Annotated in this window: 23 protein-coding genes; 15 read left to right on the top strand and 8 right to left on the bottom strand. The window is 72.1% G+C overall.

What is annotated here, in order from left to right; translation table 11 throughout:
• The first annotated feature begins 58 nt into the window (after positions 1 to 58).
• Complete coding sequence (locus ACFWU9_RS20635; RefSeq protein WP_384320360.1) at positions 59 to 880, top strand: serine hydrolase domain-containing protein; 822 nt, start codon at positions 59 to 61, stop codon at positions 878 to 880.
• Positions 881 to 883: 3 nt separating this feature from the next.
• On the opposite strand, the gene ACFWU9_RS20630 is transcribed toward ACFWU9_RS20635, so the two are convergent.
• Entirely contained in the window at positions 884 to 1,549 is a 666-nt protein-coding gene (locus tag ACFWU9_RS20630) for a pirin family protein (protein WP_384320358.1), read from the bottom strand.
• Positions 1,550 to 1,653: 104 nt separating this feature from the next.
• Between ACFWU9_RS20630 and ACFWU9_RS20625 the strand changes: the two genes are divergently transcribed.
• The 5 genes from ACFWU9_RS20625 (at position 1,654) to fabF (ending at position 6,535) form a co-directional block, all read left to right on the top strand.
• Entirely contained in the window at positions 1,654 to 2,835 is a 1,182-nt protein-coding gene (locus ACFWU9_RS20625) for a PucR family transcriptional regulator (RefSeq protein ID WP_384320356.1), read from the top strand.
• An 89-nt stretch (positions 2,836 to 2,924) separates the two neighbouring features.
• A complete protein-coding gene (locus tag ACFWU9_RS20620; protein ID WP_384320354.1) occupies positions 2,925 to 3,854 on the top strand; it encodes an ACP S-malonyltransferase in 930 nt (309 codons plus the stop codon).
• Between the two features lie 15 nt (positions 3,855 to 3,869).
• Positions 3,870 to 4,871 (top strand): ketoacyl-ACP synthase III, encoded by a 1,002-nt coding sequence (locus ACFWU9_RS20615; RefSeq protein ID WP_384320352.1) that lies wholly within the window; start codon positions 3,870 to 3,872, stop codon positions 4,869 to 4,871.
• A 72-nt stretch (positions 4,872 to 4,943) separates the two neighbouring features.
• Positions 4,944 to 5,192 (top strand): acyl carrier protein, encoded by a 249-nt coding sequence (locus tag ACFWU9_RS20610; protein ID WP_384320349.1) that lies wholly within the window; start codon positions 4,944 to 4,946, stop codon positions 5,190 to 5,192.
• Positions 5,193 to 5,272: 80 nt separating this feature from the next.
• A complete protein-coding gene (fabF, locus tag ACFWU9_RS20605; RefSeq protein ID WP_384320346.1) occupies positions 5,273 to 6,535 on the top strand; it encodes a beta-ketoacyl-ACP synthase II in 1,263 nt (420 codons plus the stop codon).
• A gap of 139 nt (positions 6,536 to 6,674) precedes the next feature.
• On the opposite strand, the gene ACFWU9_RS20600 is transcribed toward fabF, so the two are convergent.
• Both ACFWU9_RS20600 and ACFWU9_RS20595 read right to left on the bottom strand, forming a co-directional pair.
• Complete coding sequence (locus ACFWU9_RS20600; RefSeq protein WP_384320344.1) at positions 6,675 to 7,550, bottom strand: NAD(P)-dependent oxidoreductase; 876 nt, start codon at positions 7,548 to 7,550, stop codon at positions 6,675 to 6,677.
• A 77-nt stretch (positions 7,551 to 7,627) separates the two neighbouring features.
• Positions 7,628 to 8,122, bottom strand: coding sequence for a DUF3145 domain-containing protein (locus ACFWU9_RS20595; protein WP_384320342.1), 495 nt, complete (start codon positions 8,120 to 8,122; stop codon positions 7,628 to 7,630).
• Positions 8,123 to 8,394: 272 nt separating this feature from the next.
• Here ACFWU9_RS20595 and ACFWU9_RS20590 point away from each other — a divergent pair, with 272 nt between their 5' ends.
• Together ACFWU9_RS20590 and ACFWU9_RS20585 are read left to right on the top strand one after the other, a co-directional pair.
• Positions 8,395 to 9,348, top strand: a complete 954-nt coding sequence (locus tag ACFWU9_RS20590; RefSeq protein WP_384320340.1) for an SGNH/GDSL hydrolase family protein — start codon at positions 8,395 to 8,397, stop codon at positions 9,346 to 9,348.
• 41 nt (positions 9,349 to 9,389) lie between these two features.
• Positions 9,390 to 10,427: an aldose epimerase family protein gene (locus ACFWU9_RS20585; RefSeq protein ID WP_384320466.1), complete on the top strand. Its 1,038-nt coding sequence runs from the start codon at positions 9,390 to 9,392 to the stop codon at positions 10,425 to 10,427.
• Between the two features lie 13 nt (positions 10,428 to 10,440).
• Here the strand turns inward: ACFWU9_RS20585 and ACFWU9_RS20580 are convergent, their stop codons facing one another.
• Positions 10,441 to 12,924: a glycoside hydrolase family 3 protein gene (locus ACFWU9_RS20580; protein WP_384320339.1), complete on the bottom strand. Its 2,484-nt coding sequence runs from the start codon at positions 12,922 to 12,924 to the stop codon at positions 10,441 to 10,443.
• 160 nt (positions 12,925 to 13,084) lie between these two features.
• On the opposite strand from ACFWU9_RS20580, the gene ACFWU9_RS20575 reads away from it, so the two are divergent.
• A complete protein-coding gene (locus tag ACFWU9_RS20575) occupies positions 13,085 to 13,669 on the top strand; it encodes a TetR/AcrR family transcriptional regulator (protein ID WP_384320337.1) in 585 nt (194 codons plus the stop codon).
• Between the two features lie 127 nt (positions 13,670 to 13,796).
• Complete coding sequence (locus ACFWU9_RS20570) at positions 13,797 to 15,077, top strand: pyroglutamyl peptidase (RefSeq protein WP_384320464.1); 1,281 nt, start codon at positions 13,797 to 13,799, stop codon at positions 15,075 to 15,077.
• Positions 15,078 to 15,119: 42 nt separating this feature from the next.
• Here the strand turns inward: ACFWU9_RS20570 and ACFWU9_RS20565 are convergent, their stop codons facing one another.
• Complete coding sequence (locus tag ACFWU9_RS20565) at positions 15,120 to 15,983, bottom strand: EI24 domain-containing protein (RefSeq protein ID WP_384320335.1); 864 nt, start codon at positions 15,981 to 15,983, stop codon at positions 15,120 to 15,122.
• Positions 15,984 to 16,158: 175 nt separating this feature from the next.
• Here ACFWU9_RS20565 and ACFWU9_RS20560 point away from each other — a divergent pair, with 175 nt between their 5' ends.
• Positions 16,159 to 18,732: a M14 family zinc carboxypeptidase gene (locus tag ACFWU9_RS20560; protein WP_384320333.1), complete on the top strand. Its 2,574-nt coding sequence runs from the start codon at positions 16,159 to 16,161 to the stop codon at positions 18,730 to 18,732.
• Between the two features lie 151 nt (positions 18,733 to 18,883).
• On the opposite strand, the gene ACFWU9_RS20555 is transcribed toward ACFWU9_RS20560, so the two are convergent.
• Both ACFWU9_RS20555 and ACFWU9_RS20550 read right to left on the bottom strand, forming a co-directional pair.
• Complete coding sequence (locus ACFWU9_RS20555; RefSeq protein ID WP_384320331.1) at positions 18,884 to 19,312, bottom strand: organic hydroperoxide resistance protein; 429 nt, start codon at positions 19,310 to 19,312, stop codon at positions 18,884 to 18,886.
• 79 nt (positions 19,313 to 19,391) lie between these two features.
• Positions 19,392 to 20,408: an NADP-dependent oxidoreductase gene (locus ACFWU9_RS20550; protein WP_384320329.1), complete on the bottom strand. Its 1,017-nt coding sequence runs from the start codon at positions 20,406 to 20,408 to the stop codon at positions 19,392 to 19,394.
• 94 nt (positions 20,409 to 20,502) lie between these two features.
• Here ACFWU9_RS20550 and ACFWU9_RS20545 point away from each other — a divergent pair, with 94 nt between their 5' ends.
• Positions 20,503 to 20,940: a MarR family winged helix-turn-helix transcriptional regulator gene (locus ACFWU9_RS20545; protein WP_384320327.1), complete on the top strand. Its 438-nt coding sequence runs from the start codon at positions 20,503 to 20,505 to the stop codon at positions 20,938 to 20,940.
• 103 nt (positions 20,941 to 21,043) lie between these two features.
• Here the strand turns inward: ACFWU9_RS20545 and ACFWU9_RS20540 are convergent, their stop codons facing one another.
• Positions 21,044 to 21,799 (bottom strand): hypothetical protein, encoded by a 756-nt coding sequence (locus ACFWU9_RS20540; RefSeq protein ID WP_384320325.1) that lies wholly within the window; start codon positions 21,797 to 21,799, stop codon positions 21,044 to 21,046.
• Between the two features lie 121 nt (positions 21,800 to 21,920).
• On the opposite strand from ACFWU9_RS20540, the gene ACFWU9_RS20535 reads away from it, so the two are divergent.
• The 3 genes from ACFWU9_RS20535 (at position 21,921) to ACFWU9_RS20525 (ending at position 25,362) form a co-directional block, all read left to right on the top strand.
• Entirely contained in the window at positions 21,921 to 22,523 is a 603-nt protein-coding gene (locus ACFWU9_RS20535; protein ID WP_384320323.1) for a hypothetical protein, read from the top strand.
• 174 nt (positions 22,524 to 22,697) lie between these two features.
• Positions 22,698 to 23,741: a rod shape-determining protein gene (locus ACFWU9_RS20530; RefSeq protein WP_384320321.1), complete on the top strand. Its 1,044-nt coding sequence runs from the start codon at positions 22,698 to 22,700 to the stop codon at positions 23,739 to 23,741.
• A gap of 103 nt (positions 23,742 to 23,844) precedes the next feature.
• Positions 23,845 to 25,362: a GAF domain-containing protein gene (locus tag ACFWU9_RS20525; protein WP_384320462.1), complete on the top strand. Its 1,518-nt coding sequence runs from the start codon at positions 23,845 to 23,847 to the stop codon at positions 25,360 to 25,362.
• The last annotated feature ends 132 nt before the right edge of the window (positions 25,363 to 25,494 follow it).

Genomic DNA, 25,494 nt, shown 5'->3' with positions numbered 1-25,494 from the left:
TCCGTCACCCTCCCCACCCGCGTCCGGCCGTGCGGGAGCCCCGTCTACGCTCGTTCCCATGCAGAGCCTGGCGATGATCGAGAACTGGCCGGTGCCGACGGCCGCCACAGCCGTCGTACGCGCGGACGGCACGGTGGGCGGGACGTACGGCCCGACGTCGCACCGTTTCCCGCTGGCGTCGGTGACCAAGCCGCTGGCCGCGTACGCGGTGCTCGTGGCGTACGAGGAGGGGGCGGTCGAACTGGACGAACCGGCCGGGCCCGAGGGCTCGACCGTCCGCCATCTCCTCTCCCACACCAGCGGTCTGGCCTACGACGAGCACCGGGTGACGGCCCCGCCCGGCACCCGGCGGCTGTACTCCAACGCGGGTTTCGAGGTGCTCGGTGAGCACCTCGCGAAGGCGACGGACATCCCGTTCCCCGAGTATCTGCGCCAGGCGGTCCTCGCCCCGCTGGGCATGACGTCGACCGCCCTGGACGGCTCGCCCGCCAGGGACGGTGTCTCGACGGTGGACGATCTGATCCGCTTCGCCGCCGAACTCCAGGCGCCCCGGCTGCTCGACCCCCGTACCGTCCTGGAGGCGATGACGGTGGCCCACCCAGGGCTGTCGGGGATCCTGCCGGGCTACGGGCACCAGAAGCCCAACGACTGGGGTCTGGGCTTCGAGATCAGGGACTCCAAGTCGCCGCACTGGACGGGGAGTACGTCGTCACCGCGGACTTTCGGCCACTTCGGGCAGGCCGGTACGTTCCTGTGGGTCGACCCGGACGCGGGCGCGGCGTGCGTCACGCTGACCGACCGGGACTTCGGACCCTGGGCGGTCGACGCGTGGCCCCCGTTCACGGACGCGGTGCTGGCGGAGCTGCGCGCGGCGGGCTGAGCGCTAGGGCCCGCTCGGGCCCAACTCCCAGATCAGCGCCTCGGCGGGGCCGTCCGCGATCAGTTCCAGACTTTCGGAGTCCGTGATGCGCGCCGAGTCGCCGGCGCCCAACTCGACGCCCGCCAGGACCACCAGGCCCCGCACCACATGCAGATACGCGTACGCCGCGTCGGGGATCTCGGCGCGCTCACCGTCCTGGAGGCGGCGCACGTGCAGCATCGCGCCCGCCTCGGGGAGCGCGTACGGCGTGGAGTCGGCGATGCCGTGCACGATCTCGTAACGGGGCGGGCCGCCGGGCGCGAGCGGGGCGAGCCACATCTGCACGAAGACCAGCGGCTGCCCGCCGTCGTTGCGCTCCACGTGCCGTACACCGCCGCCCGCGCCGAGCCGCTGCACGTCGCCGGGCCGTACCAGCGTCGCGTTCCCGGCCGAGTCGCGGTGGGTCAGCTCCCCCTCGACGACCCAGGTGACGATCTCCGTGTGGCTGTGCGGGTGTTCGCCGAACCCGGCCCCGGGCGCGAGCCGTTCCTCGTTGCAGGCGATCACCGCGCCGAACCTGAGGTTGTCCGGATCGTAGAACTCCCCGAAGGAGAAGGCGTGGAAGGACTCGATCCCGGTGGACAGGTCACCGCCGGGATAGCGGTCGTCGGCGTACCGGACGGAAATCACGGAGCCAGGTTAGGCCCTGTCGTCCGGATCCCGCCTGGCCGATCCGGACAACGGATCCTGCCCCGGCCCCGCGCGCACCCCCGCTGATAAGGCAGTCTTGTCCCGTGCCTGAACCCGCGAACGAAGCCCATCCGCATCCCGCGACCCTGCGCCGACTGGAGAAGTCGGCGGGCAGGCTGGCCGCGAACGCGATCGCCCGCATGGACGAGAAGCTGCCGTGGTACCGCGCGATGCCGCCGGAGAACCGTTCCTGGATCGGTCTGGTGGCCCAGGCCGGGATCGCGGCCTTCACGGAGTGGTTCCGGCACCCCGAGACCCCGCAGGCGATCTCCACTGACGTCTTCGGTACGGCGCCGCGCGAACTGACCCGGGCGATCACGCTGCGCCAGACCGTCGAGATGGTGCGCACCACCATCGAGGTCATGGAGTCGGCGATCGAGGAGGTCGCGGCGCCCGGCGATGTGTCGGTGCTCCGTGAGGCGCTGCTCGTGTACGCCCGGGAGATCGCCTTCGCGACGGCGCAGGTGTACGCGCAGGCCGCCGAGGCGCGCGGCGCCTGGGACGCCCGGCTGGAGTCCCTGGTGGTGAACGCGGTGCTCTCCGGCGAGGCCGACGAGGGCGCCGTGTCGCGGGCCTCCGCGCTGGGCTGGAACTCGCCGGAGCACGTGTGCGTCCTGCTGGGCACCGCGCCCGACGGGGACAGCGAGCTGACGGTGGAGGCGATCCGCCGGGCCGCGCGGCACGCCAAGCTCCAGGTGCTCACCGGGGTGCTCGGCGACCGGCTGGTCGTCATCGCCGGCGGCAGCGACAATCCGCTCCAGGTCGCGAAGGCCCTGATCGGACCGTACGCGGCCGGGCCGGTGGTGGCCGGCCCCGTGGTGCCCGACCTGCTGGCGGCCACGAGGTCCGCGCAGGCGGCCGCCGCCGGTCTCAAGGCGTGTTCGGCGTGGCAGGACGCGCCGCGTCCGGTACTGTCCGACGATCTTCTGCCGGAGCGCGCGATCGCGTCGGATCCCGCCGCCCGCGAGCAGTTGGTGGAGGAGATCTACAGACCGCTTGAAGAGGCGGGCTCGGCGCTTCTGGAAACTCTGAGTGTTTACCTGGAGCAGGCGAGCAGCCTGGAAGGCGCCGCCCGGATGCTGTTCGTGCACCCCAACACCGTGCGCTACCGGCTTCGACGTGTGACCGACGTCACCGGATGGTCACCTTCCGACGTCCGTTCCGCTTTCACTCTGCGAATCGCGTTGATCTTGGGGAGGTTGGCCGACGCGGAATCGCCTTCCTAGCCTTTTGTTGGACACCAACAATTACCCCGACGGTTCTTCGTCCTTGTCCCCACGGGCGGCGGAGGCCGTCCCCACGAGAGAGTGTGAGGGTGCTCGTACTAGTCGCTCCCGGCCAAGGCGCTCAGACGCCCGGCTTCCTGACTCCCTGGCTCGATCTGCCCGGCGCCGAAGACCGGCTGCGGGCCTGGTCGGACGCCATCGACCTCGATCTGGTCCACTACGGCACGCTGGCCGACGCGGACGAGATCCGTGACACGGCCGTGGCCCAGCCGCTGCTGGTCGCCGCGGGTCTGCTCGCGGGCGAGGCCGTACGCGGGCTGCTGGGCCCCACGGCGGGCGTCGGCGCGGTCGCGGGGCACAGTGTCGGGGAGATCACGGCGGCGGTGTACGCGGGGGTACTGGGCGAGGAGGCCGCGGTGGACTTCGTCCGTGCCCGCGGTCTGGCCATGGCCGAGGCGGCGTCCGTCACCGCGACCGGTATGGCGGCCCTGCTCGGCGGCGACCCCGAGGTGACCCTGCCGCATCTGGAGAAGCTCGGTCTGACCCCGGCCAATGTGAACGGCGCGGGCCAGATCGTGGCCGCGGGCACCCTGGAGCAGATCGAGGCGCTGGCGGCGGACAAGCCCGAGGGCGTACGCCGGGTGGTGCCCCTGAAGGTCGCGGGCGCCTTCCACACCGAACACATGGCCCCCGCGGTGACGAAACTGGCTGACGCGGCCGGAAAGCTCGACGTGTCAGACCCCGCCTTGCCGTATGTGTCCAACAAGGACGGGCAGACTGTGCGGACGGGGGCCGAGGTCGTCGCACGTCTGGTGGGCCAGGTCGCCAATCCGGTCCGCTGGGACCTGTGCATGGAGACGTTCACGGAGCAGGGCGTGACGGCGCTGATCGAACTGTGCCCCGGTGGCACCTTGACCGGCATCGCCAAGCGCGCCATGCCCGGTGTGAGGACCCTGGCGCTGAAGACCCCCGCCGACCTCGACGCGGCTCGCGAGATCGTCGCCGAGCACGCTGCCTAAGGAGCCCGAGAGAGCATGGCGAAGATCAGGCCCAGCCAGGGCGCCCCGTACGCCCGGATCATGGGCGTCGGCGGCTACCGTCCGACGCGCGTGGTGCCCAACGAGGTGATCCTGGAGACGATCGACTCGTCCGACGAGTGGATCCGCTCCCGCTCCGGCATCGCGACCCGGCACTGGGCCTCCGACGAGGAAACCGTCGCCATGATGTCGATCGAGGCGTCCGGCAAGGCCATCGCCGACGCGGGGATCTCGCCCCAGCAGATCGGCGGCGTGATCGTCTCGACCGTCTCGCACTTCAAGCAGACCCCGGCCATCGCCACGGAGATCGCCGACCGGATCGGCGCGGGCAAGCCGGCCGCGTTCGACATCTCGGCGGGCTGCGCGGGCTTCGGCTACGGGCTGACGCTCGCCAAGGGCATGGTCGTCGAGGGCTCGGCCGAGTACGTCCTGGTCATCGGCGTGGAGCGGCTGTCGGACCTCACCGACCTCGAAGACCGGGCCACCGCCTTCCTGTTCGGCGACGGCGCGGGCGCGGTCGTCGTCGGCCCGGCGCGGGAGCCGGAGATCGGTCCGACGGTCTGGGGTTCCGAGGGCGACAAGTCGAACACGATCATGCAGACCGTACCGTGGGACGAGTACCGCAACGGAACGGTCGAGCGCTTCCCCGCCCTCACCCAGGAGGGCCAGGCGGTGTTCCGCTGGGCCGTCTTCGAGATGGCGAAGATCGCCCAACAGGCCCTCGACGCGGCCGGAATCACCTCGGCGGACCTGGATGTCTTCATTCCGCACCAGGCCAACATGCGCATCATCGACTCGATGGTGAAGACTCTGAAGCTGCCGGAGCACGTCACGGTCGCCCGCGACGTGGAAACCACCGGCAACACGTCGGCCGCCTCGATCCCGCTCGCGATGGAGCGGCTTCTGGCGACCGGTCAGGCGAAGAGCGGCGACACGGCGCTCGTCATCGGCTTCGGGGCGGGTCTCGTGTACGCGGCGACGGTCGTTACCCTCCCCTAGGCACACCGGAACTTTCCGGACCGTGCTTGTACAAATCCCTCTGCTCACGCTGAATATCGAAGGAGCGCCCACATGGCCGCCACTCAGGAAGAGATCGTCAACGGTCTCGCGGAGATCGTGAACGAGATCGCCGGCATCCCGGTCGAGGACGTCCAGCTGGACAAGTCCTTCACCGACGACCTGGACGTCGACTCGCTGTCCATGGTCGAGGTCGTCGTCGCCGCCGAGGAGCGCTTCGACGTGAAGATCCCGGACGACGACGTCAAGAACCTGAAGACCGTCGGCGACGCCGCCGACTACATCGCGAAGCACCAGGCCTGATCCAGGTCGCGCGGCTGACGCCACCCGGTGGTGGCGCCGTAACAAATTCCGCACCCTCTACACGTGGAGAAAGAATTCCAGTGAGCCCGACCAATCGCACCGTGGTCGTCACCGGTATCGGCGCAACCACACCGCTGGGTGGCGACAGCGCATCGACCTGGGAGGGCCTGCTCGCCGGCCGCTCGGGCGTCAAGCCCCTCGAAGGCGAGCGCTTCGCCGAACTGCCCGTCCGGATCGCCGCGATCGCCGCGGTCGATCCGGCGGATGTGCTGCCCCGCCCGCTCGCCCGCAAGCTCGACCGCTCGGCGCAGTTCGCGCTGCTCGCGGCCCGCGAGGCGTGGGCCGACGCGGGCTACAAGGCCAAGGCCGGCGAGGACGAGAACATCGCCCCCGAGCGCCTGGGCACGGTCATCGCCTCGGGTATCGGCGGCGTGACCACCCTGCTCGACCAGTACGACGTGCTGAAGGAGAAGAGCGCGCGCCGCGTCTCCCCGCACACCGTGCCGATGCTGATGCCGAACGGACCGTCCGCCAACGTCGGACTGGAAGTGAACGCCCAGGCGGGCGTGCACACCCCGGTCTCCGCGTGCGCGTCGGGCGCCGAGGCGGTCGGCTACGCCGTGGAGATGATCCGCACCGGCCGCGCCGACGTCGTGGTGGCGGGCGGCACGGAGGCGGCGATCCACCCGCTGCCGGTCGCCGCGTTCGCCAACATGATGGCGATGTCGAAGAACAACGACGAGCCCACCAAGGCGTCCCGCCCCTACGACAAGGGCCGTGACGGCTTCGTCCTCGGCGAGGGCGCGGGGGTCGTGGTCCTGGAGTCCGCCGAGCACGCGGAGGCGCGCGGCGCGCGCGTCTACTGCGAGGTGCTGGGCCAGGGCCTGTCCGCCGACAGCCACCACATCGCGCAGCCGGAGCCGACCGGTCGCGGGGTCGCGGCGGCGATGCAGAACCTGCTCGACAACACCGGTGTGAAGCCGTCGGAGATCGTGCACCTGAACGCGCACGCCACCTCGACGCCGCAGGGCGACATCGCGGAGATCAAGGCGCTGCGCCGGGTCATGGGCGAGGACCTCGACCATGTCGCGGTCTCGGCCACGAAGTCGATGACGGGTCATCTGCTGGGCGGCGCCGGCGGTATCGAGACGGTGGCGACGGTGCTCGCGCTGTACCACCGGCTGGCCCCGCCGACGATCAATGTCGAGAATCTGGACGAGGACGTCGACGCGGACGTCGTGCGCGACGAGGCACGGGCGCTGCCCGAGGGCACGATCTCGGCGATCAACAACTCGTTCGGCTTCGGCGGCCACAACGTGGTGCTGGCGTTCCGCTCGGTCTGATCCCGCCCGGTACGCCCGGACCGACACGCCGGAGGCCCGGCTCCCGTCCTCCACGGGAGCCGGGCCTCCGGCGTGTCGGCCTCCGGTTGTCCGGTTCTCCGGTTGTCCGGTTCTCCGGTTGTCCGGTTCTCCGGTCCGCTCAGTCCTCGAAGCTGGCGAAGTACGTCGCGGCCATGTCCTTGTCGCCGTGCCCCTTCTCCAGCGCCCGTGCGAAGCGCCGTGCGCCCGCCTCTGCGACGTCCAGCCGCACACCGGAGGCCTCGGCCGCCTCGACGACGAGACGGGCGTCCTTGACGGCCGTGGCGAGTCCGAAGCTCGGGGTGTAGTCGTCGTCGAGGATCGCCGCCGACTTGACGCGCAGATAGCCGGAGTCGAGGGCGCCGCCCTCCGTGGCGGCCAGGAAGTCCCGCGGGTCGACGTCGAGCGCCTTCGCCAGGGCCAGCGCCTCGGCCGTCGCCTGGGTGAGGGTCAGGGCCCAGCTGTTGCAGACCAGCTTGAGCCGGGTCGCGGCCCCGGAGGCACCGTCCTCGCCCACCCAGATGGTGCGGCCGCCCACGGCGTCCAGCACGGACGCGACGGTGGGCCGGGCGTCCTCGGGGCCCGCGGCGAGGACGACCAGCTTGCCCTGCTCGGCGGGGCCCCTGGTGCCCAGCACGGGCGAGTCGAAGAAGACCAGCTCGTGGGCGGCGGCCAGTTCGGCGAGCGGGACGAGGCCGTCCAGGCCCGCCGTCGTCGACTGGAGCCAGACCGTGCCGGGCCGCAGCCCGGGGGCCGCCTCCGCCATCGTCTCCAGGGCGGCGGCGCCGTCGTACAGGATCGTCAGGACGATGTCCGCGCCGCGTACGGCGTCCGCCGGAGTGTCCGCGACGCGCGCGCCGTCGGCCGCGAGCGGCTCGGCCTTCGCGCGGGTACGGTTCCAGACCCGCACGGCGTGCCCGGTCCGGCAGAGGTTCCGGGCCATCGCCGCGCCCATGATGCCCGTGCCGAGAACTGCTACTTCGAGTTGATCAGCCATGCGTCCACCGTAGAAGGCGGTGGCGCGGTCCGTCCCGGGGCCCCACCGTCCGGCGTCCGCCCCGTGTACGGCGCGGCTCAGACGACCTGGTGCAGCCAGCGCACGGGGGCGCCCTCACCGGCGTACCGGAAGGGCTCGAGCTCGTCGTCCCAGGGCTTGCCGAGCAGCTTCGCGACCTCGGCCTCCAGGTCGGTCTCACCGCTCAGCGACCGCGCGAGAGCCGCCCGCAGCCGGTCCTCGGGGACCAGGATGTCGCCGTGCATACCGGTGACGGCGTGGAAGATGCCCAGCTCGGGCGTGGCGCTGTAGCGCTCGCCCTCGGTGTTGGGCGTGGGCTCGGCGGTCACCTCGAAGCGCAGCATCTGCCAGCCGCGCAGCGCCGAGGCGAGCTTGGACGCGGTCCCGGCCTCGCCGCGCCAGGAGAACTCCGACCGCCAGGTACCGGGCGACGCGGGCTGCCGGATCCAGTCGAGCTGGACGCGCGCGCCGAGGACGCCCGCCACCGCCCATTCGACATGGGGGCACATCGCGCGGGGCGCGGAGTGCACGTACAGAACACCACGTGTGGTCACCAGGACCTCCAGTGTGGGACGAGGTTCGCCTTTCCCGGCGGCCTCAGTAAACAGCATCGAGAGTGAAACCCCGCAAAACGGGCAGTATGTGACGGGATGTAACGTACCGGAGCCGTGGGGGCGCGGTTGACTTCGGTTCGACGCCTGAAAGCTACCTTGCGCGGGGGGCACGGGGGTGCCGTACTGTCGGTCCCAGGCGCGATATACGCGAAGCTTTCACTCGCCAGGACGCCGCCGTACGCATGACGACGCCCACGCGGAGGGTTCACAGCATGCAGGAGAGCCCTCAGGGCCGTGCCGGGCGCCGCCCGGTCGCTCGCGGCCCCCGCCGCCGCCGGAAACCGTACGCGACTCTCGCCGCCTCCTGTGCCGCGCTGCTGGCCGGTGCCGTCGCCCTGGCGGGGTGCACGTCGTCGGACGGCGCCGACCCGGACTGGACGAAGGCGAAGACGAGCCAGCCGCCGCCGAAGCCGGTCTGGGACCGCAGCCCGACCTCGATCGCGGCTCTCGGCGACTCGATCACACGCGGCTTCGACGCCTGCGGGGTGCTGAGCGACTGCCCCGAGGTGTCCTGGTCGACCGGGTCCGACGCCACGGTCCGCAGTCTCGCGCTCCGGCTGCTCGGCAAGCCGGCCGTCGCGAAGAACAGCTGGAACTACGCGCGCACGGGTGCCACCGTCGGCGATCTCGCCCAGCAGATGACGAGGGCCGCCGCGCACAGGCCGGATCTGGTCACGGTCATGGTGGGCGCCAACGACGCGTGCAAGGACGAGGTGGCGCTGATGACGCCCGTGGAGGAGTTCCGCGCCTCGTTCGAGGAGTCGATGCGCCGGCTGCGCGAGCGGGCGCCCAAGACCCAGGTGTACGTGGCGAGCGTGCCCGATCTCAAGCGGCTCTGGTCCGAGGGGCGGGAGAATCCGCTGGGCCGGCAGATATGGAAGCTGGGCATCTGCTCCTCGATGCTGGACGACTCGCAGTCCATGGCCGCCGCCGCGCAGAAGCGGCGCTCGACCGTGCAGGCGCGCGTGGTGGCGTACAACAAGGTGCTCAAGGACGTGTGCGCCAAGGACCTGCGCTGCCGCTACGACGGCGGGGCGGTCTTCGACTACCGGTTCACGGGGGACCAGTTGAGCGTGTGGGACTGGTTCCATCCGAGCAAGAACGGCCAGGGGAAGCTGGCGGACATCGCCTACCGCAACGTCGTCGCGGCCGACCCCCCGGCGTAGGGTCGGCGACCGTGGACGAGCCGACCGCGAACAACCTGACCATGACCGATCCGATCGAGCGCGGCGTGAGCGGGCCCGAGCCCGCCGGTGCGGCGCCCGACGGGACCCCGGTCCACCGCTGGGTCCTGGAGCGGGCCGGGACACGGGTGAGGGTGCTCACCTACGGCGGGATCCTCCAGTCCGTCGAGGTGCCGGACAGCGAGGGCGCCCGCGCCAACGTGGTGCTCGGTTTCGACGACGTCGCAGGCTACGTCGACTGCCCGTCGCCCTACTTCGGCGCCCTGATCGGCCGGTACGCGAACCGCATCGCGGGCGGGACGTTCACGCTCGACGGGCGGACGTACCGGCTGCCGCGCAACAACGGCCCCAACTGTCTGCACGGCGGTGAGCGCGGCTTCGACAAGCGCGTGTGGGACGCGGAGCCGACGCCCGACGGGCACGGCGTACGGCTGTCCCTGGTGAGCCCGGACGGCGAGGAGGGCTTTCCCGGCCGGCTGGAGCTCGCGGCGACGTACACCCTGGACGCGGCGGGCGCGCTGCGGATCGGCTACCGGGCGGTGACGGACGCGCCGACGGTGGTGAATCCGACGAATCACGCCTACTGGAACCTGTCCGGCGTGGGCAGCGGTGGCACGGGCGGGCATGTGCTGCGGATCGCGGCCGGCCGCATCACCCCGCTGGACGGCGACTCGGTGCCGACGGGCCCGCCCGCGCCGGTCGCCGGGACCCGTTTCGACTTCCGTGAGCCGCGTGAGGTCGGGTCGGGGTACGACCACAACTTCGTGCTGGATCAGGGGAGTTCGGGGGCCTCGGTCGCGGCGGAGCTGTACGACCCCGTGTCGGGGCGGAGGCTGACGGTGACGACGACCGAACCGGGCATGCAGCTCTACACCGGTGACCACTTCGACGCGGGACCGTTCCGGCCCGGCGACGGCGTCGCGCTGGAGACCCAGCACTTCCCGGACTCGCCGAACCGGCCCGACTTCCCGAGCACGGTGCTGCGGCCCGGCGAGGTGTTCACCTCGGCCACGACGTACGGGTTCTCGGCCGGACGGACCCCGGGCCCGTCCGGCCGTTGAGGAGCCGGGGCGTTCAGCGCCGGACGGTGGCGCTCAGCCTGCGGTCGGTGAGGGAGCGGCCCGCCTGGATCTCGTACGCGCCGGGGACGGCCGTCCAGCCGTTCGCCCTCTCGTCCCAGATCTCGAAGGCGCGGGCCCTGAGGGGGACGGTCACCTCGACGCTCTCGCCGGGGCCGGCCTCGACCGAGGCGAATCCGGCCAGCCAGCGCACCGGGCGCTCGGGCGCGTCGGGCGCGTCGCCGGGGACGGGCGCGAGATAGAGCTGGACGGTCTCGCGGCCGGGCCGCGCGCCGGTGTTGCGCAGCCGTACGGTCGCCCGCTCGGCGGTGGCGTCCAGGGTCTCGTACTCCCAGTCGGTGTAGCCGAGGCCGTGGCCGAAGGGGTACGCGGGGGTGGTGCCGGCCCGCTCCCAGGCGCGGTAGCCGATGAACACGCCCTCGGTGTAGTGCAGTTGGCCCGCGTCGGGGGTGGTGTCGGTGACGGGGACGTCGGCGAGGGCGACCGGCCAGGTGGTGGTGAGCCGGCCGGCGGGCTCCTCGGCGCCGGTGAGGACGTCGGCGAGCGCGGCGCCGCCCTCCTGGCCGGGGAACCAGCTGAGCAGGACGGCGGCCACGTCGTCGCGCCACGGCATCTCGACGGGTGAGCCGGTGTTGACGACCACGACGGTGTTCGGGTTGACGGCGGCGACGGCCGCGACGAGGGCGTTCTGGTGGCCGGGCAGTTCCAGGCTCGTGCGGTCGAAGCCCTCGGACTCGACGGCCGTGGTGGTGGCGACCACGACGACGGCGGTGTCCGCGTCCCGGGCGGCCTCGACGGCCTCGGCGATCAGCTCGTCCGGCCCGCGGCGCGGGCCGAGGTGGAGCAGCGAGAAGGCGACGGCCTCCATCGGGGCGCCGGGCAGCCGGGGCACGGTCAGACGCAGCGAGACGTCCACGGTCCGTCCCTCGGTGAGGGTGACGCGGGCGCGCTCCAGGCGTTCGCCGAAGAAGGCGTTGAACGGGTCGGTGCTGTCGCCGAGCCCTTCCTCGCCCTCCCAGACCTTCTCCCCGTCGACGGTCAGGACGAGGGGGCCGATGCCGCGCGTGCCGAAGGTGTGGTCGCCGCTCTCGCGCGGGGTGAAGGTGCCGGTGAACTCGACGGTGTGCAGCTCGTCGTAGATGACCCCGTCCGGGAGGTCGACGCCGACCCACTGGACCATGCCGGAGGGGAGGTCGGTGGTGCCCAGCTCTCGTCCGTCGGCGGCGCGGCAGACCGCGCGCAGGGTGAACCCCTTTCCGGCGACGGCCAGTTGGTCGCTGGGGTCGGCGCCGACGCTGTAGCTGAGGGAGCCGTCGGGCAGGGCGGCGGTGAGGCCGTCGAGCGGGGAGACGGTGTGCGGCGGGAAGACATGGGCCGAGCCGCCGCCGAGGATCCGGGCGTCGCGGGCGGCGGCGCCGCTGAGGGCCACCGTGCGGGTCCTGGCCGGGTCGAGGGGCAGGGCGGGGTGCCCGCCGCGTGCCTCGTTGCGTACGAGCACGAAGGAGCGGCGCGCGATCTCGCGGGCGAGCGCGTCGCCGTCGAGGGGCGCGGGGAGGTCGGACGCGGGGACGACGGCGGGCGCGTCGCCGAGGGCGCCGAGGCGGGCCGCGAGCCTCAACACGTTGCGTACGGCGTCGTCGACGAGGGACTCCTCCACCTCGCCGGAGCGGACGGCGGCGGCGAGCGCCGCGCCGTACACGGTCTTGGGGCCCGGCATCGCGACGTCGAGACCGCCGAGGACGGCGCCGACGGTGGAGCGCGCGGCCAGCCAGTCGGAGACGATGTAGCCGTCGAATCCCCACTCGCCCCGCAGGACGTCTCTCTGGAGATGGCGGTGCTCGGTCATCGAGTCGCCGTTGACCCGGTTGTAGGCGGCCATGACGCCCCAGGGGCGGGCGTTCTTGACGATGGCCTCGAACGGGGCGAGATAGAGCTCGCGCAGGGGGCGCGGGGAGACGACGTTGTCGACGGTGAAGCGGTCGGTCTCGGCGTCGTTGGCGACGAAGTGCTTGACGGTCGTGCCGACGCCGCCGTCCTGGACGCCCAGGACATAGCCGGTGCCGATCTCGCCGGTGAGGTACGGGTCCTCGCTGTACGCCTCGAAGTGGCGTCCGCCGAGGGGGGACCGGTGCAGATTGACGGTCGGCGCGAGGAGGACGTGCACGCCCTTGCGGCGGGCCTCCTGGGCGAGCAACCGGCCCGCCCTGCGGGCGAGTTCGGGGTCCCAGGTGGCGGCGAGCGCGGTGGGCGACGGGAGCGCGACGGACGGGTCGTCCGCGGTCCAGCGCACACCCCGGACACCGATCGGTCCGTCGGACATGACGAGGGAGGCCAGCCCGATCTCCGGGAGCGCGGGCAGCGACCAGTTGTCCTGCCCCGCGAGCAGCCGCGCCTTGTCGTCCAGCCCCAGCTTGCCGAGCGCCGCCTCGACTGCCGCTTCGCGTTCCTGGTCGGCCGGGGTGATGGGTGCGCCGGTCACGGCGGTACCTCCTCGTCAGTGCCCTGCGTTCGTGCGGACGGGTTACATGGTGACCCGCAATTCTGTAGGCGGGTAGGCTTCGTTATCGGTTTGTTACTCGTGTACGGTCCGGAGGCAACGGTCGGTGAGCTGACAGGCGCGAGGCGAGAGGACCGGTTGGATGGCGAGGGCCAGAGGTACGGAGCGGCGGGCGGAGATTCTCCGCGCCACCATCGAGGTGATCGCCGAACGCGGCTACCGGGGAACGACGTTGGGCGCGGTGGCCGAACGGGTGGGCCTCACCCAGCAGGGGCTGCTCCACTACTTCCCCACGAAGGACGCGCTGCTCCTCGCCGTGATGGACGAGCGCGACCAGTGGGACACCGGGGGCGGCAGCCGGGGCGCGGACGGCTGGCGGCTGGAGCTGCTGACGTCGATGGTCGACTACAACGCGATGCGGCCGGGCATCGTCCAGACCTTCTCGGCGCTGCTCGGCGAGAGCGTGACGGAGGACCACCCGGCCGGGGAGTTCTTCACCCGCCGCTATGTCCAGGTGCGGCGCAACATGGCGGGCGTGCTGCGCGACGAGTTCGGCGACCGTCTGCCGAGCGGCCTCACACCCGAACAGACCGCCCCGTTGCTGGTGGCGGTGATGGACGGGCTCCAGTACCAGTGGCTGCTCGCCCCGGAGGAGGTGGACATGCCGGCCGCGTTCCGCGCGTTCGTGACCCTGCTGCGGGGCGGGGCGGAGGGGCCGGAGCGGTAGGTCCCGCCCCGGGCCGTGCCCGGCGGTCCGCGGGCGGGTGTCCCGGCGGGTGTTTTGTCGCCGTAGCCATCCGCCGGGTGTGGAGGCGATACTTCCGCCACCCGACGGAAGGACTCCCGTGAGACTCGTGCGCACCAACGGCAACACCGCGGGCCGGCCGCGTGTTCGGCCGGCCGGATTCGGTCTCGTACTGCTCGCCTCCGCCGCCCTCGTCGCCGTGGCGCCCCCGCCGCGGGCGGTGGCGGCCGCGAGCGCGCCGGCCGTCACCGTCGAGGAGCGGCGGCTCGACAAGGACGTGCCGCGGCGGATACTCGACGACAGCGGCTTCGACCGGGTCGCGCCGGAGTTCGCGGCATCGCTGCGGCACGCCGGTTCGTACGCGCAGGCCGAGCGCGCCGCCGTACTGCATGGCGAACGGCTCTGGCAGCGGGCGGTGGACCGGGCGCAGGGGCGCGGGCCGGCGGGTGGCGAGCTGAGCCGGGACGACGACCGGCCGCTGTACTGGGCGCGGCTCGCGATGACCCGTGAACTGCGCGCGTGGCACGCGGAGTCGGGGCTCTCGGAGGCGGCGGGCGTACGTCTCCTGGAGCGGCTGGAGAGCGCCTCGCGGGGCCAGGACTCGATGGCGTTCGGGGACGGCCGGGCGAAGGGCCTCAAACGGATCGTGGTGACCGGCTTCGACCCGTTCACGCTCGACAGGGACATCCGGATCAGCAACCCGTCCGGGGCGGTCGCGCTCGCGCTGGACGGCACGGTGATCCGTACGGCCGACGGGCCCGCGCGGGTCGAGACCGCCGTGTTCCCGGTCCGCTGGGGTGACTTCGCCGACGGCACGGTCGAACGCGCCCTGCGCCGTGCGCTGCCGCGCGCCGACCTGTTCGTGACGGTCAGTCAGGGACGGGTGGGGCGTATCGACGTCGAGCGGTACAACGGCGCCTGGCGCGGCGGCTTCGGGGACAACGAGAACCTGTCGGAGACCGGGCTCGTACCGGTGAAGGACCCGGCGACGCAGCCGCAGTGGACGGTGACCTCGCTTCCCCACGCGGCCCTCGTGGCGGCCGACACCGGACGTTTCCCGGTGTACGACAACACGTCGGTCACCGAGATCCCGGCGGGCGGCACCGCCCCCGTCGTACGGCCGAACGGGCCGACACCCGGGTCGGCCGCCCGCGCCGGTGGCGGCGGGGACTATCTGTCGAACGAGATCGCCTACCGGGCGACGCTGCTGCGTGACCGGCTCGGGCTCGACATCCCCGGCGGCCATGTCCACACACCGGTACTGGAGTTCGGTCCGGGCAACACCGACCCGGCGACCGGGGCGGTGTCGGATCCCGTCTTCGTACAGAACCGGCTGGACATCACGGCGCAGCTGCGGACGATCGTGCGCGTGGCGGCCGAGGAGTCGTAACGCGGGGACCGGCCCACCGGGTCCGCCCGGCGGGCCGGTCCGTCACCACTCGCGCGGGACGTCGGCCGCCGGGCCGGCGCGGTGCGGGGACGGGGGCGGACCCGGATGCGGCGGGGCCGCGTCGGGACGGGGCGCCGCGGGGTCGACGGCACGCGGTCCGGTGCCGGCGCCCTCGCCCGTCAGTTCGCGGGCCATCAGTGTCGCTCCCGCCACCGCGCCCGGCATCAGGAACACCGCGACGAACGGGACCAGGAAGGCGAGCGTCAGCGGGACGCCGAAGCCGAGGGTCATCATCCGGCGGCCCCTCAACAGCGGGAGCCGTTCCTTGAGTTCGATGCCCCGGCGCTGCATGGCGACCGCGGTGAGTTCCTCGCAGAGGAAGAAGCCGGAGACGCAGAAGCCGAGCACGGGGACGACGGTCTGGCCGAGTACGGGCACGAAGCCGAGGGCGAAGAGCAGGATGCCGTACAGCACCACCCGCCCCAGGATCCGCAGGCTGTCCCGCGCCGAGACCCACAGCTCGCGCCAGAACGGGAGACCCGACTCCGGTACGTCACCGCCCTCCGAGCGGTCCACGGCCGCGGAGAGCGATTCGTAGAAGGGCTGCCCGACCAGCAGGGTCACGGCCGTGAAGGTGATCACGGCGAGGAACAGCGCGAGCGCGCAGAGCAGCACGGTCAGGAAACCGCGGAACAGCCCCTGCCAGGGCGAGGACCAGTCGTCGGCGAACGGCGTCGCCCAGGCGGTCAGGTCGTCGGCCCCGTGGAACAGGCCGAAGAGGGCCGCCGCGTAGAGCACCAGGGTCACCAGGCCCGGCAGCAGCCCGAAGCCCAGCCATCCGCCGTGCGTGGCGACCCAGCGCTGGCCCTTCACCAAGTAGCCGAAGCCCACTCCCAGATCACGCATACGACCACCCTATCGGCCTTGTTCCGGGGCTGTTTCGCGGCGGTTCCCAGCGGGTTCCGTGAGCCATGCGGGGCCAACGAGGCGGTGAACACCTCTTGTTGTTGACACGTTCAACCGGTATGACCTGCCTATTGAACCGAACGATCGCCGCCGCACGACCCGGAGGTACATCCGCATGGGGATGCCCAGACCCGTCCTGCTCGCCACCGCCACCGCCACCGCCACCGCGGCGCTGATGCTCTCGCCCCTTCCCGCGACCGCCGCTCCCGGCGCCGACGGCGACCGGTCGTCGCACCCGGTGCGGGACGGGGGCACCACGGACAGCAGGGTGGCCTCGCCCGCGCTGCCGTCGGCCGGCGCCGCCGCTCTCTCCTCGGTGGGCACGACCTCCCTCGGTCTGCGCAAGGACGGCGGCTATCCGCGCCGCACCGTCCTCGACACACTGCCCGAGAACCCGGCCGACAAGGCCATCAAGCTGGGACTCGCGCCGTACCACGCGCTCGCGCCGCGCCTCAACGCCCTTCAGGAGCTGGGCGACCGGGTGAGCGTCGAGGTCACCGGCCGGTCCGCCGGCGGGCACGACCTCTACCTCGTCACGGTCACGGCTCCGGAGAGCGCGAAGGAGGCCGCCGAGCAGGAGCGGATGCGCGAGCGCATCGAGAACTCCCCCGCGTCGGCCGCCAAGGACCGGCGTATCAAGGAGAGTTACAAGACTCCCGTCTTCATCAACAACAACATCCACGGCAACGAGTGGGAGGGCACCGACGCGGCCCTCAAGCTCATCGAGGAGCTGGCGAGGGCCAAGGACGGCCGTACCAAGAAGCTGCTCGCCACGAGCCGGATCCATCTCAACGTCACGGCCAACCCCGACGGCCGAATAGCCGGGACCCGGGCCAACGGCAACGGCATCGACCTCAACCGTGACTTCATCACCGCCTCGCAGCCGGAGGCACGCGCGATCCGGCAGATAGCCGTCGACAAGCAGCCCGCGGTCATGCTCGACCTGCACGGGTACGTCAACGGCACGCTGATCGAGCCGACGACACCGCCGCACGGCGAGAACTACGAGTACGACCTCTTCCTCAAGAACTCCTACGCCAACGCCCTCGGTATGGAGGAGGCGGTCAACGACCTCGGCTACACGGCCGAGAAGGACGGCGTCCAGCCGCCCGTCATCCCCTTCCGGGACCAGGAGGAGGGCTGGGACGACTGGCCGCCCATCTTCACCCCGCAGTACATGGCGTTCCAGGGCGCGGTCGCCTCGCACACCATCGAGATCCCGATGCGGGTCAACAACAACGACTACAACAATCTGCCGGTGGAGGAGCTGCGCCGCCGGTCCGGGATCAACACCGCCGTCGCGGGCGCCGCGATGCGCTCCACGCTCGACTTCGCGCGGGAGAACCGCGAGACGCTGATCGCCGACCAGATCGAGACGTTCCGGCGCGGTGTCGCGGGCGAGAAGCAGCGGGTCGTCTCGGAGGAGACGGTGCCCGGTGTGCCCGGCATCGGTCCGGAGGACATCTACACGACCGACTTCCCGCGCGCGTACGTGATCCCGGCGGGCGCCGGCCAGCGGTCGGCGTCGGCCGCGGCCCGGCTCGTCGACCACCTCATCGCCAACGACGTGAAGGTCCAGCAGGCCCGCAAGAGCTTCAAGGTGGCGGGCCGCGACTATCCGGCCGGCTCGTACGTGGTCGACATGGAGCAGGCCAAGCGCGGTATCGCCAACGTCATCCTGGACGAGGGCCGGGACATCAGCGCCGACGTGTCGTCGATGTACGACATCTCCGGCTGGAGCCTCGGGCTGCTCTGGGGCGCGAGCGTCACCAAGGTCCAGCGGGGCGAACCGGACTTCTCCGGGCGGGCCGTGAACGCGGCCTCCCCGGTCGGCTCGGTGGCCGCCAAGGGCGATCTGAAGCTGCGGCTGGACGACCCGAAGGAGTTCGCCGCTCTCAACTCCCTGCTCGCGCAGGGCGTGCAGGTGCGCAGGACGGCGGACGGCGCGGCGATCGTGCCGTCGTCGGCCCGCAGGAAGGCCGGCATCCTGGCCGACCGGTACGGCGTCGTCTTCACCGCCACGAAGGACAAGGGCGTCGCGGCCCTGCGCCGTACGACGGTCGCCGCCGCGGTGAACTCGGGCGAGCTGTTCGCGCTGCGCGAGATGGGCTTCGAGGTGCTGCCCGTCTCGACGGCGACGGCGAACGCGGGCTTCGACTGGTCGAGGGCCGACGCGCTGTACGTGTCGACGGGGCTGAGCCACGGGGCGCTGAACGAGACCGCCCGGGCGGCGCTCGGTGAGTTCCTGGCCGGGGGCGCGCCGGTGGTGGCGCTCGGCTCCGGCGGCGCGGCGTTCAACGCCGAGGCGGCGCTGCTGACGGCCACCGCGGTGGAGGGCGACGGGAACGCCAACGGCGTGGTGCGGGTGCTGAACACGCCCGGCCCGATCACCGGCGGCACACAGCCCCACTCGTTCGTCTACTCGCCGCTCTGGTTCACCGGGCTCGGCAAGGGCGTGCGTACGGAGCAGTCGTACGGCGGCGGCAACCCCCTTGTCTCGGGCCACTGGCGTGGAGACGCGGACGGCACCGGCGGTCCGCAGGCCGCCGCGGGGCAGGCGGCGATCGTGAGCGGTACGTCGGCGGCGGGCGCGCCGGTCACGCTGTTCGGTACCGAGCCGCTCTTCCGTGACCACCCGAAGGGCGCGTTCGCCCAGGTGGGCAGGGCGCTGCTGAACCGCCTTCCGTAGGAGGCGCGTTCGCGGCGAGGAGCACGTACGGCGCCGATGGCGTCACCGCGCACGCGAAGGGCCGCACCCCTCTCCCGGGGTGCGGCCCTGCCGTACGTATGGGGCCCTACTGCGGTGGTGCGGTCGTGCGTTTCCGCTCTCGTGCGGTCGGTCAGACGACGGACAGCTCGACCTCGATGTTGCCGCGCGTGGCGTTGGAGTACGGGCACACCTGGTGCGCCTTCTCCAGAAGGTCCCGCGCGGTGGCCGCGTCCACGTTCGGGATGGAGGCGAACAGTTCGACCGCGAGGCCGAAGCCACCGCCGTCGGTCTTGCCGATGCTCACCTTGGCGGTCACGGTCGACCCGGATATGTCGGCCTTCTCCCGGCGGGCGACGACGCCGAGCGCGCCCTGGAAGCACGCGCTGTAGCCGGCGGCGAAGAGCTGCTCCGGGTTCGTACCGGCGCCGCTGCCGCCCATCTCCTTGGGCGGGTTGACGACGACGTCGAGCTTCTTGTCGTCGGTGAAGACGCGGCCGTCACGGCCGTTCTCCGCGGTGGCGACGGCGGTGTAGAGGGGGTCGATCTGCTGGATGGTCATTCGGGTTTCCTTCTTCTCTGTACGCCGCGGCTCGCGCCCACGGACCGCGACGGCCTGGTGAAAGCCTAGCGGGTGCGGGTCAGTTGAGTGTGACGATCATTTTTCCGGTGTTCTCACCGCGCAGAAGCCCGAGGAAGGCCTCGAAGCCCTTCTCGATGCCCTCGACGGTGGTCTCCTGGTACTTGAGCTCGCCCGAGGCCAGCCAGCCGGAGACCTCCTTGACGAACTGCGGCATGAGGGCGCGGTGATCGTTGACGAGCATGCCCTGGAGGCGCAGCCGCTTGCCGATGACGAGCGCGAGGTTGTGCGGCGCGGGTGTCGCCTCGGTGTTGTTGTACTGCGAGATCATTCCGCAGATGGTGGCGCGGCCGTTGAGCTTCAAGGAGGAGAGCGCGGCTTCGAGGTGCTCTCCCCCGACGTTGTCGAAGTAGACGTCGATTCCGTCGGGCGCCGCTGCCTTGAGCTGGTCCCTGACCGGGCCGTTCTTGTAGTTGAAGGCGGCGTCGAAACCGTACTCCTCCACCAGAAGCCTGACCTTCTCGTCGGACCCCGCCGAGCCTATGACCCGCGACGCGCCCTTGATCCGGGCGAGTTGGCCCACCTGGTTGCCGACGGCGCCCGCGGCGCCCGAGACGAAGACGGCGTCGCCCTCCTTGAAGGATGCGGTCTCGAAGAGCCCGGCGTAGGCGGTGAGGCCGGTCATCCCGAGGACACCGAGGAAGGCGCTGAGGGGCGCGGCCGAGGCGTCGATCCTGGTGGCGTACCTGGCGGGCACCTCCGCGTACTCCCGCCAGCCGAGACCGTGCACCACATGGTCGCCGACCGCGAGACCCTCGGCGTTCGAGGCGACGACCTCGCCGACGGCGGCGCCGTCCATGGGGTGGTCGAGCTTGTACGGCGGGGTGTACGACTTCACGTCGTTCATCCGCCCGCGCATGTACGGGTCGACGGAGAAGTGCCTGTTGTGGACGAGGACCCTGCCCTCGGCCGGCTCAGTCACCGGGGCCTCACGCAGGGCGAAGTCCGTCGACTTCGGCCAGCCGTGCGGGCGGGCGACCAGGTGCCATTCGCGGCCGGACGCGGGAAGAGCGGTCATGGATGCGGTGCCTCCTCGACTAAAGCTTCACCAACTGAAACAACCATGCCCTTCGATATTTCACGTTGTCAAGCAAACGAGTACCCTGGTGAGTATGGCCACTGAACACAGGGACCCCTTGACCCTCGAAGTCGTCGAACTCATCGGCACGGTCGTGGCCCGCTACTACGAGGAGTACGACCACGCCGCCGCCGAGCACTCGCTCACGGGCGCACAGGCGCGGGTACTGGGGCTGCTCTCGATCCAGCCCATGCCGATGCGCCGGATCGCGCAGAAGCTGAAGTGCGAGCCGTCGAACGTGACCGGGATCGTGGACCGGCTGGAGACACGCGGCCTGGTGGAGCGGCGCCCCGACCCCTCGGACCGGCGCGTGAAGCTCGCGGCGCCCACCGAGGAGGGGCGGCGTACGGCACGGCAGCTCCGGGACGGCCTGAACTTCGCGCGCGAACCGCTGGCCGACCTCTCGGTGGCCGAGCGGACGGTGCTGCGCGATCTGCTGCGGCGGATGCTGGGCGACGACGACGTGGAGTGACCGGGGGAGCCCCGGTCACTCCGGGACGGACCCGCGCGCCCACGGCCGCGGGTCGGGGACGCCGCGCGTCAGAAACGCCGCGCGTACGCGCCCGGGAGCCGCGTCAGACGCAGATGATCCAGAGGACGCAGTCGTCCTCCTCCTCCTTCGGAGGCGTCGGCGAGGTGGACGGTGTCGGCGAGGTGGACTCGTCCGGGTCCTCCGGGTCGCTCGGACCGCCGGGGCCGCCGGTCGAGCGCGTGGGCTCGGGACCGTCACCGGGGTCGCCCGGATCGTCCGGCGTGTCGCTCGGGCCGGGCGAGTCCGTCGCCGACGGGGACTTCCCGTCCGAGGACCCGCTCCCCGTCGCCGACGGGTCGGGCGAGCCGTCACCGCCGCCGCCGGGGCGCGCGGAGCCGGAGGAGGTGGAGGGTGTGCCCTCCACGGGACCCGGATCCTTGGGTTTCGGCGGCCCCGAGGGCGGCGGACCACCGTCGACGTCGATGGCCCGGTCCTCCTGTACGGAGGTGGCGTCGCCGTCGTCGCCGGAGGATTCCAGCGCCAGTTCGGCCAGGCTCAGGGCGCCGACCGCCAGGACGAGGCTCATGACGACGACCAGCACGGTGCGGCCTTTGCGCCGGTGGGCGCCACGCTCCGCGCGTAGCGCCTGACGCTCGCTCCGCGAGAGCTTGCGCTTGCGGGAGCCGCGCTGACGGCGCTCGCCGACGACGGGCTCCTCGCTGTAATCGCGCGCGGCGAGGACCACCTCCGCCTCGTGCGGGGCGGGATCGTGGAGCCGTAGCTCCTCGGCGGGCGTACCGCACCCGGCGCATGCCAGGGCGCCGTTGAGGTGCCGCCGACAGTGATGGCAGTAGTCCATGGCGCCCTGAAGATAATCCGACAGAACCTAACTCGGGCACCTCTGATGTGAAGATCCTGTGCGGAATTGGCCGTTCCGTGATTTCGCCGCCCGACCTGCCCCGAAGGGGCACGATGTCGCTATGAATGCCACGACATCAGCCGGAGCCGGGGGGCGTTCCCGGCCTTTCGGGCCGCACGAATTCCAGCTCGTACTGCTGCGCCGGATGGCCGACCACCAGCCCGGACTGGTCGAGGACGCGCGGCACGAACTGGGCGCCTCGCTCGCCGAGATGCGCGAGGCCAACCGCCGCTGGCAGGCGATGGTCCGCTCCCCGCGCGCACGCGGGTCGCTGTCGCGCTACCGCTCGGTGCTGGGCGCGCCGGAGGCGACGTTTCCCCGGCAGATCGGCGACCTCGCGTGCGAGGTGCTGCTCTGGCCCGTACCGCTCTGGCCCACGCTCCGCTTCGAGGTGACGGCGGCGCCGGGCGGAGGCGTGTGGAACGAGTGGCTGGTACGGGCGCCGGGCGCGCCGGGGCCCGAGCTGCGTACGGTGGAGGATCTGCGCCCCTGGTCCTGCACGGTCGATGAGGTCGCCCGCGCGTTCCCGCCAGCCAGGCCCCTGGAGGGGACGGCACCGACCCGCTGGGGCCTCGCGTTCGACGTACCGGGGTCCGGGCCGTGCGTGGCGGAGTTCACCTGGGGGCTGCTCCAGCGCTGGTCACCGGCGCCGCGGCAAGGGTAGGGCGGCCCGGTTCTCCTGGCGGAACGTCAGGCTCCGGCCCCCGCCCGACGTCTGCTCCCGTACACCCGACCGGCGCAGCCCAGCGCGCGCACGGCCCCCGCCGCGCCCACGATTCGAAGAGGACCGGCCGCCTGCCGGTGATCCACCTCAGCGCTCCCGGGAGAAGAACCCGCCGTGACCGTCAGCCTTGAGCAGTTGCGCCGTTGCCATGTCGCCGTCGACCTCGGGGCCGCCAGGACCCGGGTCTTTGTGAAGGGATCCGGGCTCGTCGTGGACGAGCCGAGCGTCGCCGCGGTGAACACCCGCAGCGGCGCCCTCATCGCCGTCGGGGCCCTGGCCGAACAGATGACGGGCCGTACGCCGGACTACATCCGCGTCATGCGTCCCGTGACCGGCGGCACCGTCGTGGACATCGAGATGGCCCAGCGGATGCTCCGTCATCTCCTCGGCGAGAAGCTCCGCCGGCAGCTGCGCCGCAAGCCCCGGCTGCGGGCGGCGGCCTGCACCCCCCACGACAGCGACCCGCTCGCCCAGCGCGCCACGATCGAGACCATGGTCGGTCTCGGCGCGCGCCGGGTGGAGCTGGTCGACACGCTCATCGCCGCCGCCGTCGGCTGCGGGCTGCCGGTGGAGAAGCCGACGGCCACCATGATCATGGTGTGCGGGGCGGCCACCACCCAGGTCGCGGTCCTGTCGCTCGGTTCGATCGTGACCGCCCAGCGGGTGCCGGTCGGCGGCAACGCCATCGACAACGCGGTCATCCAACACCTGCGCCACCAGCACGAGTTGATGCTGCCGAGCCAGTCCGTCCGGCCGCTCCAGCTGGCGCTGCGCGGCAACGGCATCACCGCCGACGGGCCGACGTCGACGGAGATCCACGGCCGTGACGTGGCGACCGGGCTCGCCCGGTCGGTCTTCGTGGACACCGCCGCCGTACGGCAGGCCATCCACACGCCGCTGACCGCCGTGCTCGACGGCATCGGCAAGGTCCTGCGCGACTGCCCGCCGGACCTGGTCGCCGACCTCGCCGACACCGGGGTCATGATGGTCGGCGGCAGCGCGCTGCTCCCCGGCCTCGACCAGATGGTGCGCGACGCGACGGGTATGCCGGTCCACATCGCCGAGCGCCCGGACGTCTGCGCGATCCTCGGCCTCGGCGCGATGCTGGACGGCAAGATCCAGCCCTTGGTCCTCAACCCCCTGGCCCACGCCGAATGACGTGACGACCCGTGACGACCGGCCGGAGGAGGACGAACGGGACGGGGAGCGCCCGGACTCCGGTGAGGGGGAACGTGCGCGGCGGGCCGCTCCCCGGCTGCCCATGCTGCTGGACGCCGTTCTCGACGTGGGAAGCGAGGGGGAGCTCGCCTCGACCCTCCAGCACGTCGTCGACAGCGCCGCCGATCTCACCGGCGCGCGTTACGGGGCGCTCGCGCTCGCCGGGCCCGCGCACGGCCGGGGGCCCGAGCGCGGGCGGAGCCGGATCGCCGAGCTCTTCTCGTACGGGCTCAGCGACGACGAGCGGCGCCGGATCACCCGGCTCCCGAGCGGACACACCGGACTGCTGGGCCACCCCGGCAGCTCCCTGAGCCTCGGCGTCCCCGTCCGGGTGCACAACGACGTACTCGGTCATCTCTGTCTGGCCCGGAAGGAGCACGGCCCCTTCACCGAGGAGGACCTCGCCCTGCTGCGGGTGCTCGCCTCGCAGGCCGGGATCGCGATCGGCAACGCGCGCCTGTACGGCACCGCCCGTCAGCGCGCCCGCTGGATCGAGGGCGCCGCGGCCGTCACGACCGCGCTGCTCAGCGGCGAGAGCGCGACGGACGCGCTGACGACCCTCGCGAAGTCCGCGCGCGTCCTGGCCGGCGCCGCCGCGGGCGTGGTGCTCCAGCCCACCGACGAGGGCGGCATGGAGATCGTCGCCGCCTCCGCCGTGGACGACCCGGGCGACTTCGTCGGTACGAGCATCGCGCCCGGCTCGCCCGTGCTGACCCAGCTCCTCGGCGGCGAACCGGTCTACATCGACGACTCGGCGACCGATCCCCGGATGACCACCCATGTACGGACCCGCTTCGGACCGAGCATGATGCTGCCCCTCCAGAGCGGCGGCCGGCTGATCGGCACCCTCGCCCTCCCACGGAGACGCGGCGGACGCCCGTACACCCCCGTGGACCGGCTGCTGGCCAACCAGTTCGCCTCCCAGGCGGCGCTGGCGCTCCTGCTCGCCGACGCGCAGCACAATCGCGAGCGGCTCGCGGTCTACGAGGACCGCGACCGGATCGCCCGGGACCTGCACGATCTGGTCGTACAGCGGCTGTTCGCCACCGAGATGATGCTGGAGTCGGCCCGTCGGCGCACCGGCCGGCCGGAGCTGGCCGAGCTGCTCGGCCATGCCGTGGACGAACTGGACTCCACGATCCAGGAGGTACGGACCACGATCTTCGCCCTTCAGCAGCCGCCCGCCGACGCCCCGACGAGTCTGCGCGGCAAGGTCCTGCGCGAGACGGCGGGCGCGGCGGCCGTGCTGGGTTTCCAGCCGTCCGTGCACTTCGGCGGGGCGGTGGACACGCTCGTGGGGGAGCCGCTGCATGCCGGGCTGCTCGCCGCGCTGCGCGGCGCGCTGGCCGCCGCGCACCGGCGGCCGGGGGTGACGTCGATCGAGGTGGAGGTCGACGCGGCGGCGCGGCTGCCGAACGGCCGGGCCGGGGTACGCCTGGTGGTCAGGGACGACGGGGAGCGCGACGAGGCGGACAAGGGCCACGGCGAGGGCCGCCCGGGCGGCGAGGCGGACGGGAGCGGCGGGGGCGGGACGACGGTGACCTGGGAGGCCGAGCGGTAGCCCGTACCCGCGCCCCGCACCCACCCATGAGCGCACGCACGCGCACAACAGAAGGCCCGGTACGGCGGGTTCGCCGTACCGGGCCTGCTGCTTCGTCGCCCGGACCGGGGTTGGCCTTCACCCGGCACGGGC

Source organism: Streptomyces sp. NPDC058653, from assembly GCF_042716895.1.
In the GTDB taxonomy this organism is placed as follows: Bacteria; Actinomycetota; Actinomycetes; order Streptomycetales; family Streptomycetaceae; genus Streptomyces.
This window is presented reverse-complemented; position numbering and strand designations above follow the sequence as displayed.

Coding starts and splice junctions, on each gene's coding strand:
- ACFWU9_RS20635 (WP_384320360.1), top strand. CDS start 59: ATGCAGAGCCTGGCGATGATCGAGAACTGGCCGGTGCCGACGGCCGCC.
- ACFWU9_RS20615 (WP_384320352.1), top strand. CDS start 3,870: ATGGCGAAGATCAGGCCCAGCCAGGGCGCCCCGTACGCCCGGATCATG.
- ACFWU9_RS20610 (WP_384320349.1), top strand. CDS start 4,944: ATGGCCGCCACTCAGGAAGAGATCGTCAACGGTCTCGCGGAGATCGTG.
- ACFWU9_RS20600 (WP_384320344.1), bottom strand. CDS start 7,550: ATGGCTGATCAACTCGAAGTAGCAGTTCTCGGCACGGGCATCATGGGC.
- ACFWU9_RS20590 (WP_384320340.1), top strand. CDS start 8,395: ATGCAGGAGAGCCCTCAGGGCCGTGCCGGGCGCCGCCCGGTCGCTCGC.
- ACFWU9_RS20585 (WP_384320466.1), top strand. CDS start 9,390: ATGACCGATCCGATCGAGCGCGGCGTGAGCGGGCCCGAGCCCGCCGGT.
- ACFWU9_RS20575 (WP_384320337.1), top strand. CDS start 13,085: ATGGCGAGGGCCAGAGGTACGGAGCGGCGGGCGGAGATTCTCCGCGCC.
- ACFWU9_RS20565 (WP_384320335.1), bottom strand. CDS start 15,983: ATGCGTGATCTGGGAGTGGGCTTCGGCTACTTGGTGAAGGGCCAGCGC.
- ACFWU9_RS20560 (WP_384320333.1), top strand. CDS start 16,159: ATGGGGATGCCCAGACCCGTCCTGCTCGCCACCGCCACCGCCACCGCC.
- ACFWU9_RS20555 (WP_384320331.1), bottom strand. CDS start 19,312: ATGACCATCCAGCAGATCGACCCCCTCTACACCGCCGTCGCCACCGCG.
- ACFWU9_RS20550 (WP_384320329.1), bottom strand. CDS start 20,408: ATGACCGCTCTTCCCGCGTCCGGCCGCGAATGGCACCTGGTCGCCCGC.
- ACFWU9_RS20545 (WP_384320327.1), top strand. CDS start 20,503: ATGGCCACTGAACACAGGGACCCCTTGACCCTCGAAGTCGTCGAACTC.
- ACFWU9_RS20540 (WP_384320325.1), bottom strand. CDS start 21,799: ATGGACTACTGCCATCACTGTCGGCGGCACCTCAACGGCGCCCTGGCA.
- ACFWU9_RS20535 (WP_384320323.1), top strand. CDS start 21,921: ATGAATGCCACGACATCAGCCGGAGCCGGGGGGCGTTCCCGGCCTTTC.
- ACFWU9_RS20525 (WP_384320462.1), top strand. CDS start 23,845: ATGCTGCTGGACGCCGTTCTCGACGTGGGAAGCGAGGGGGAGCTCGCC.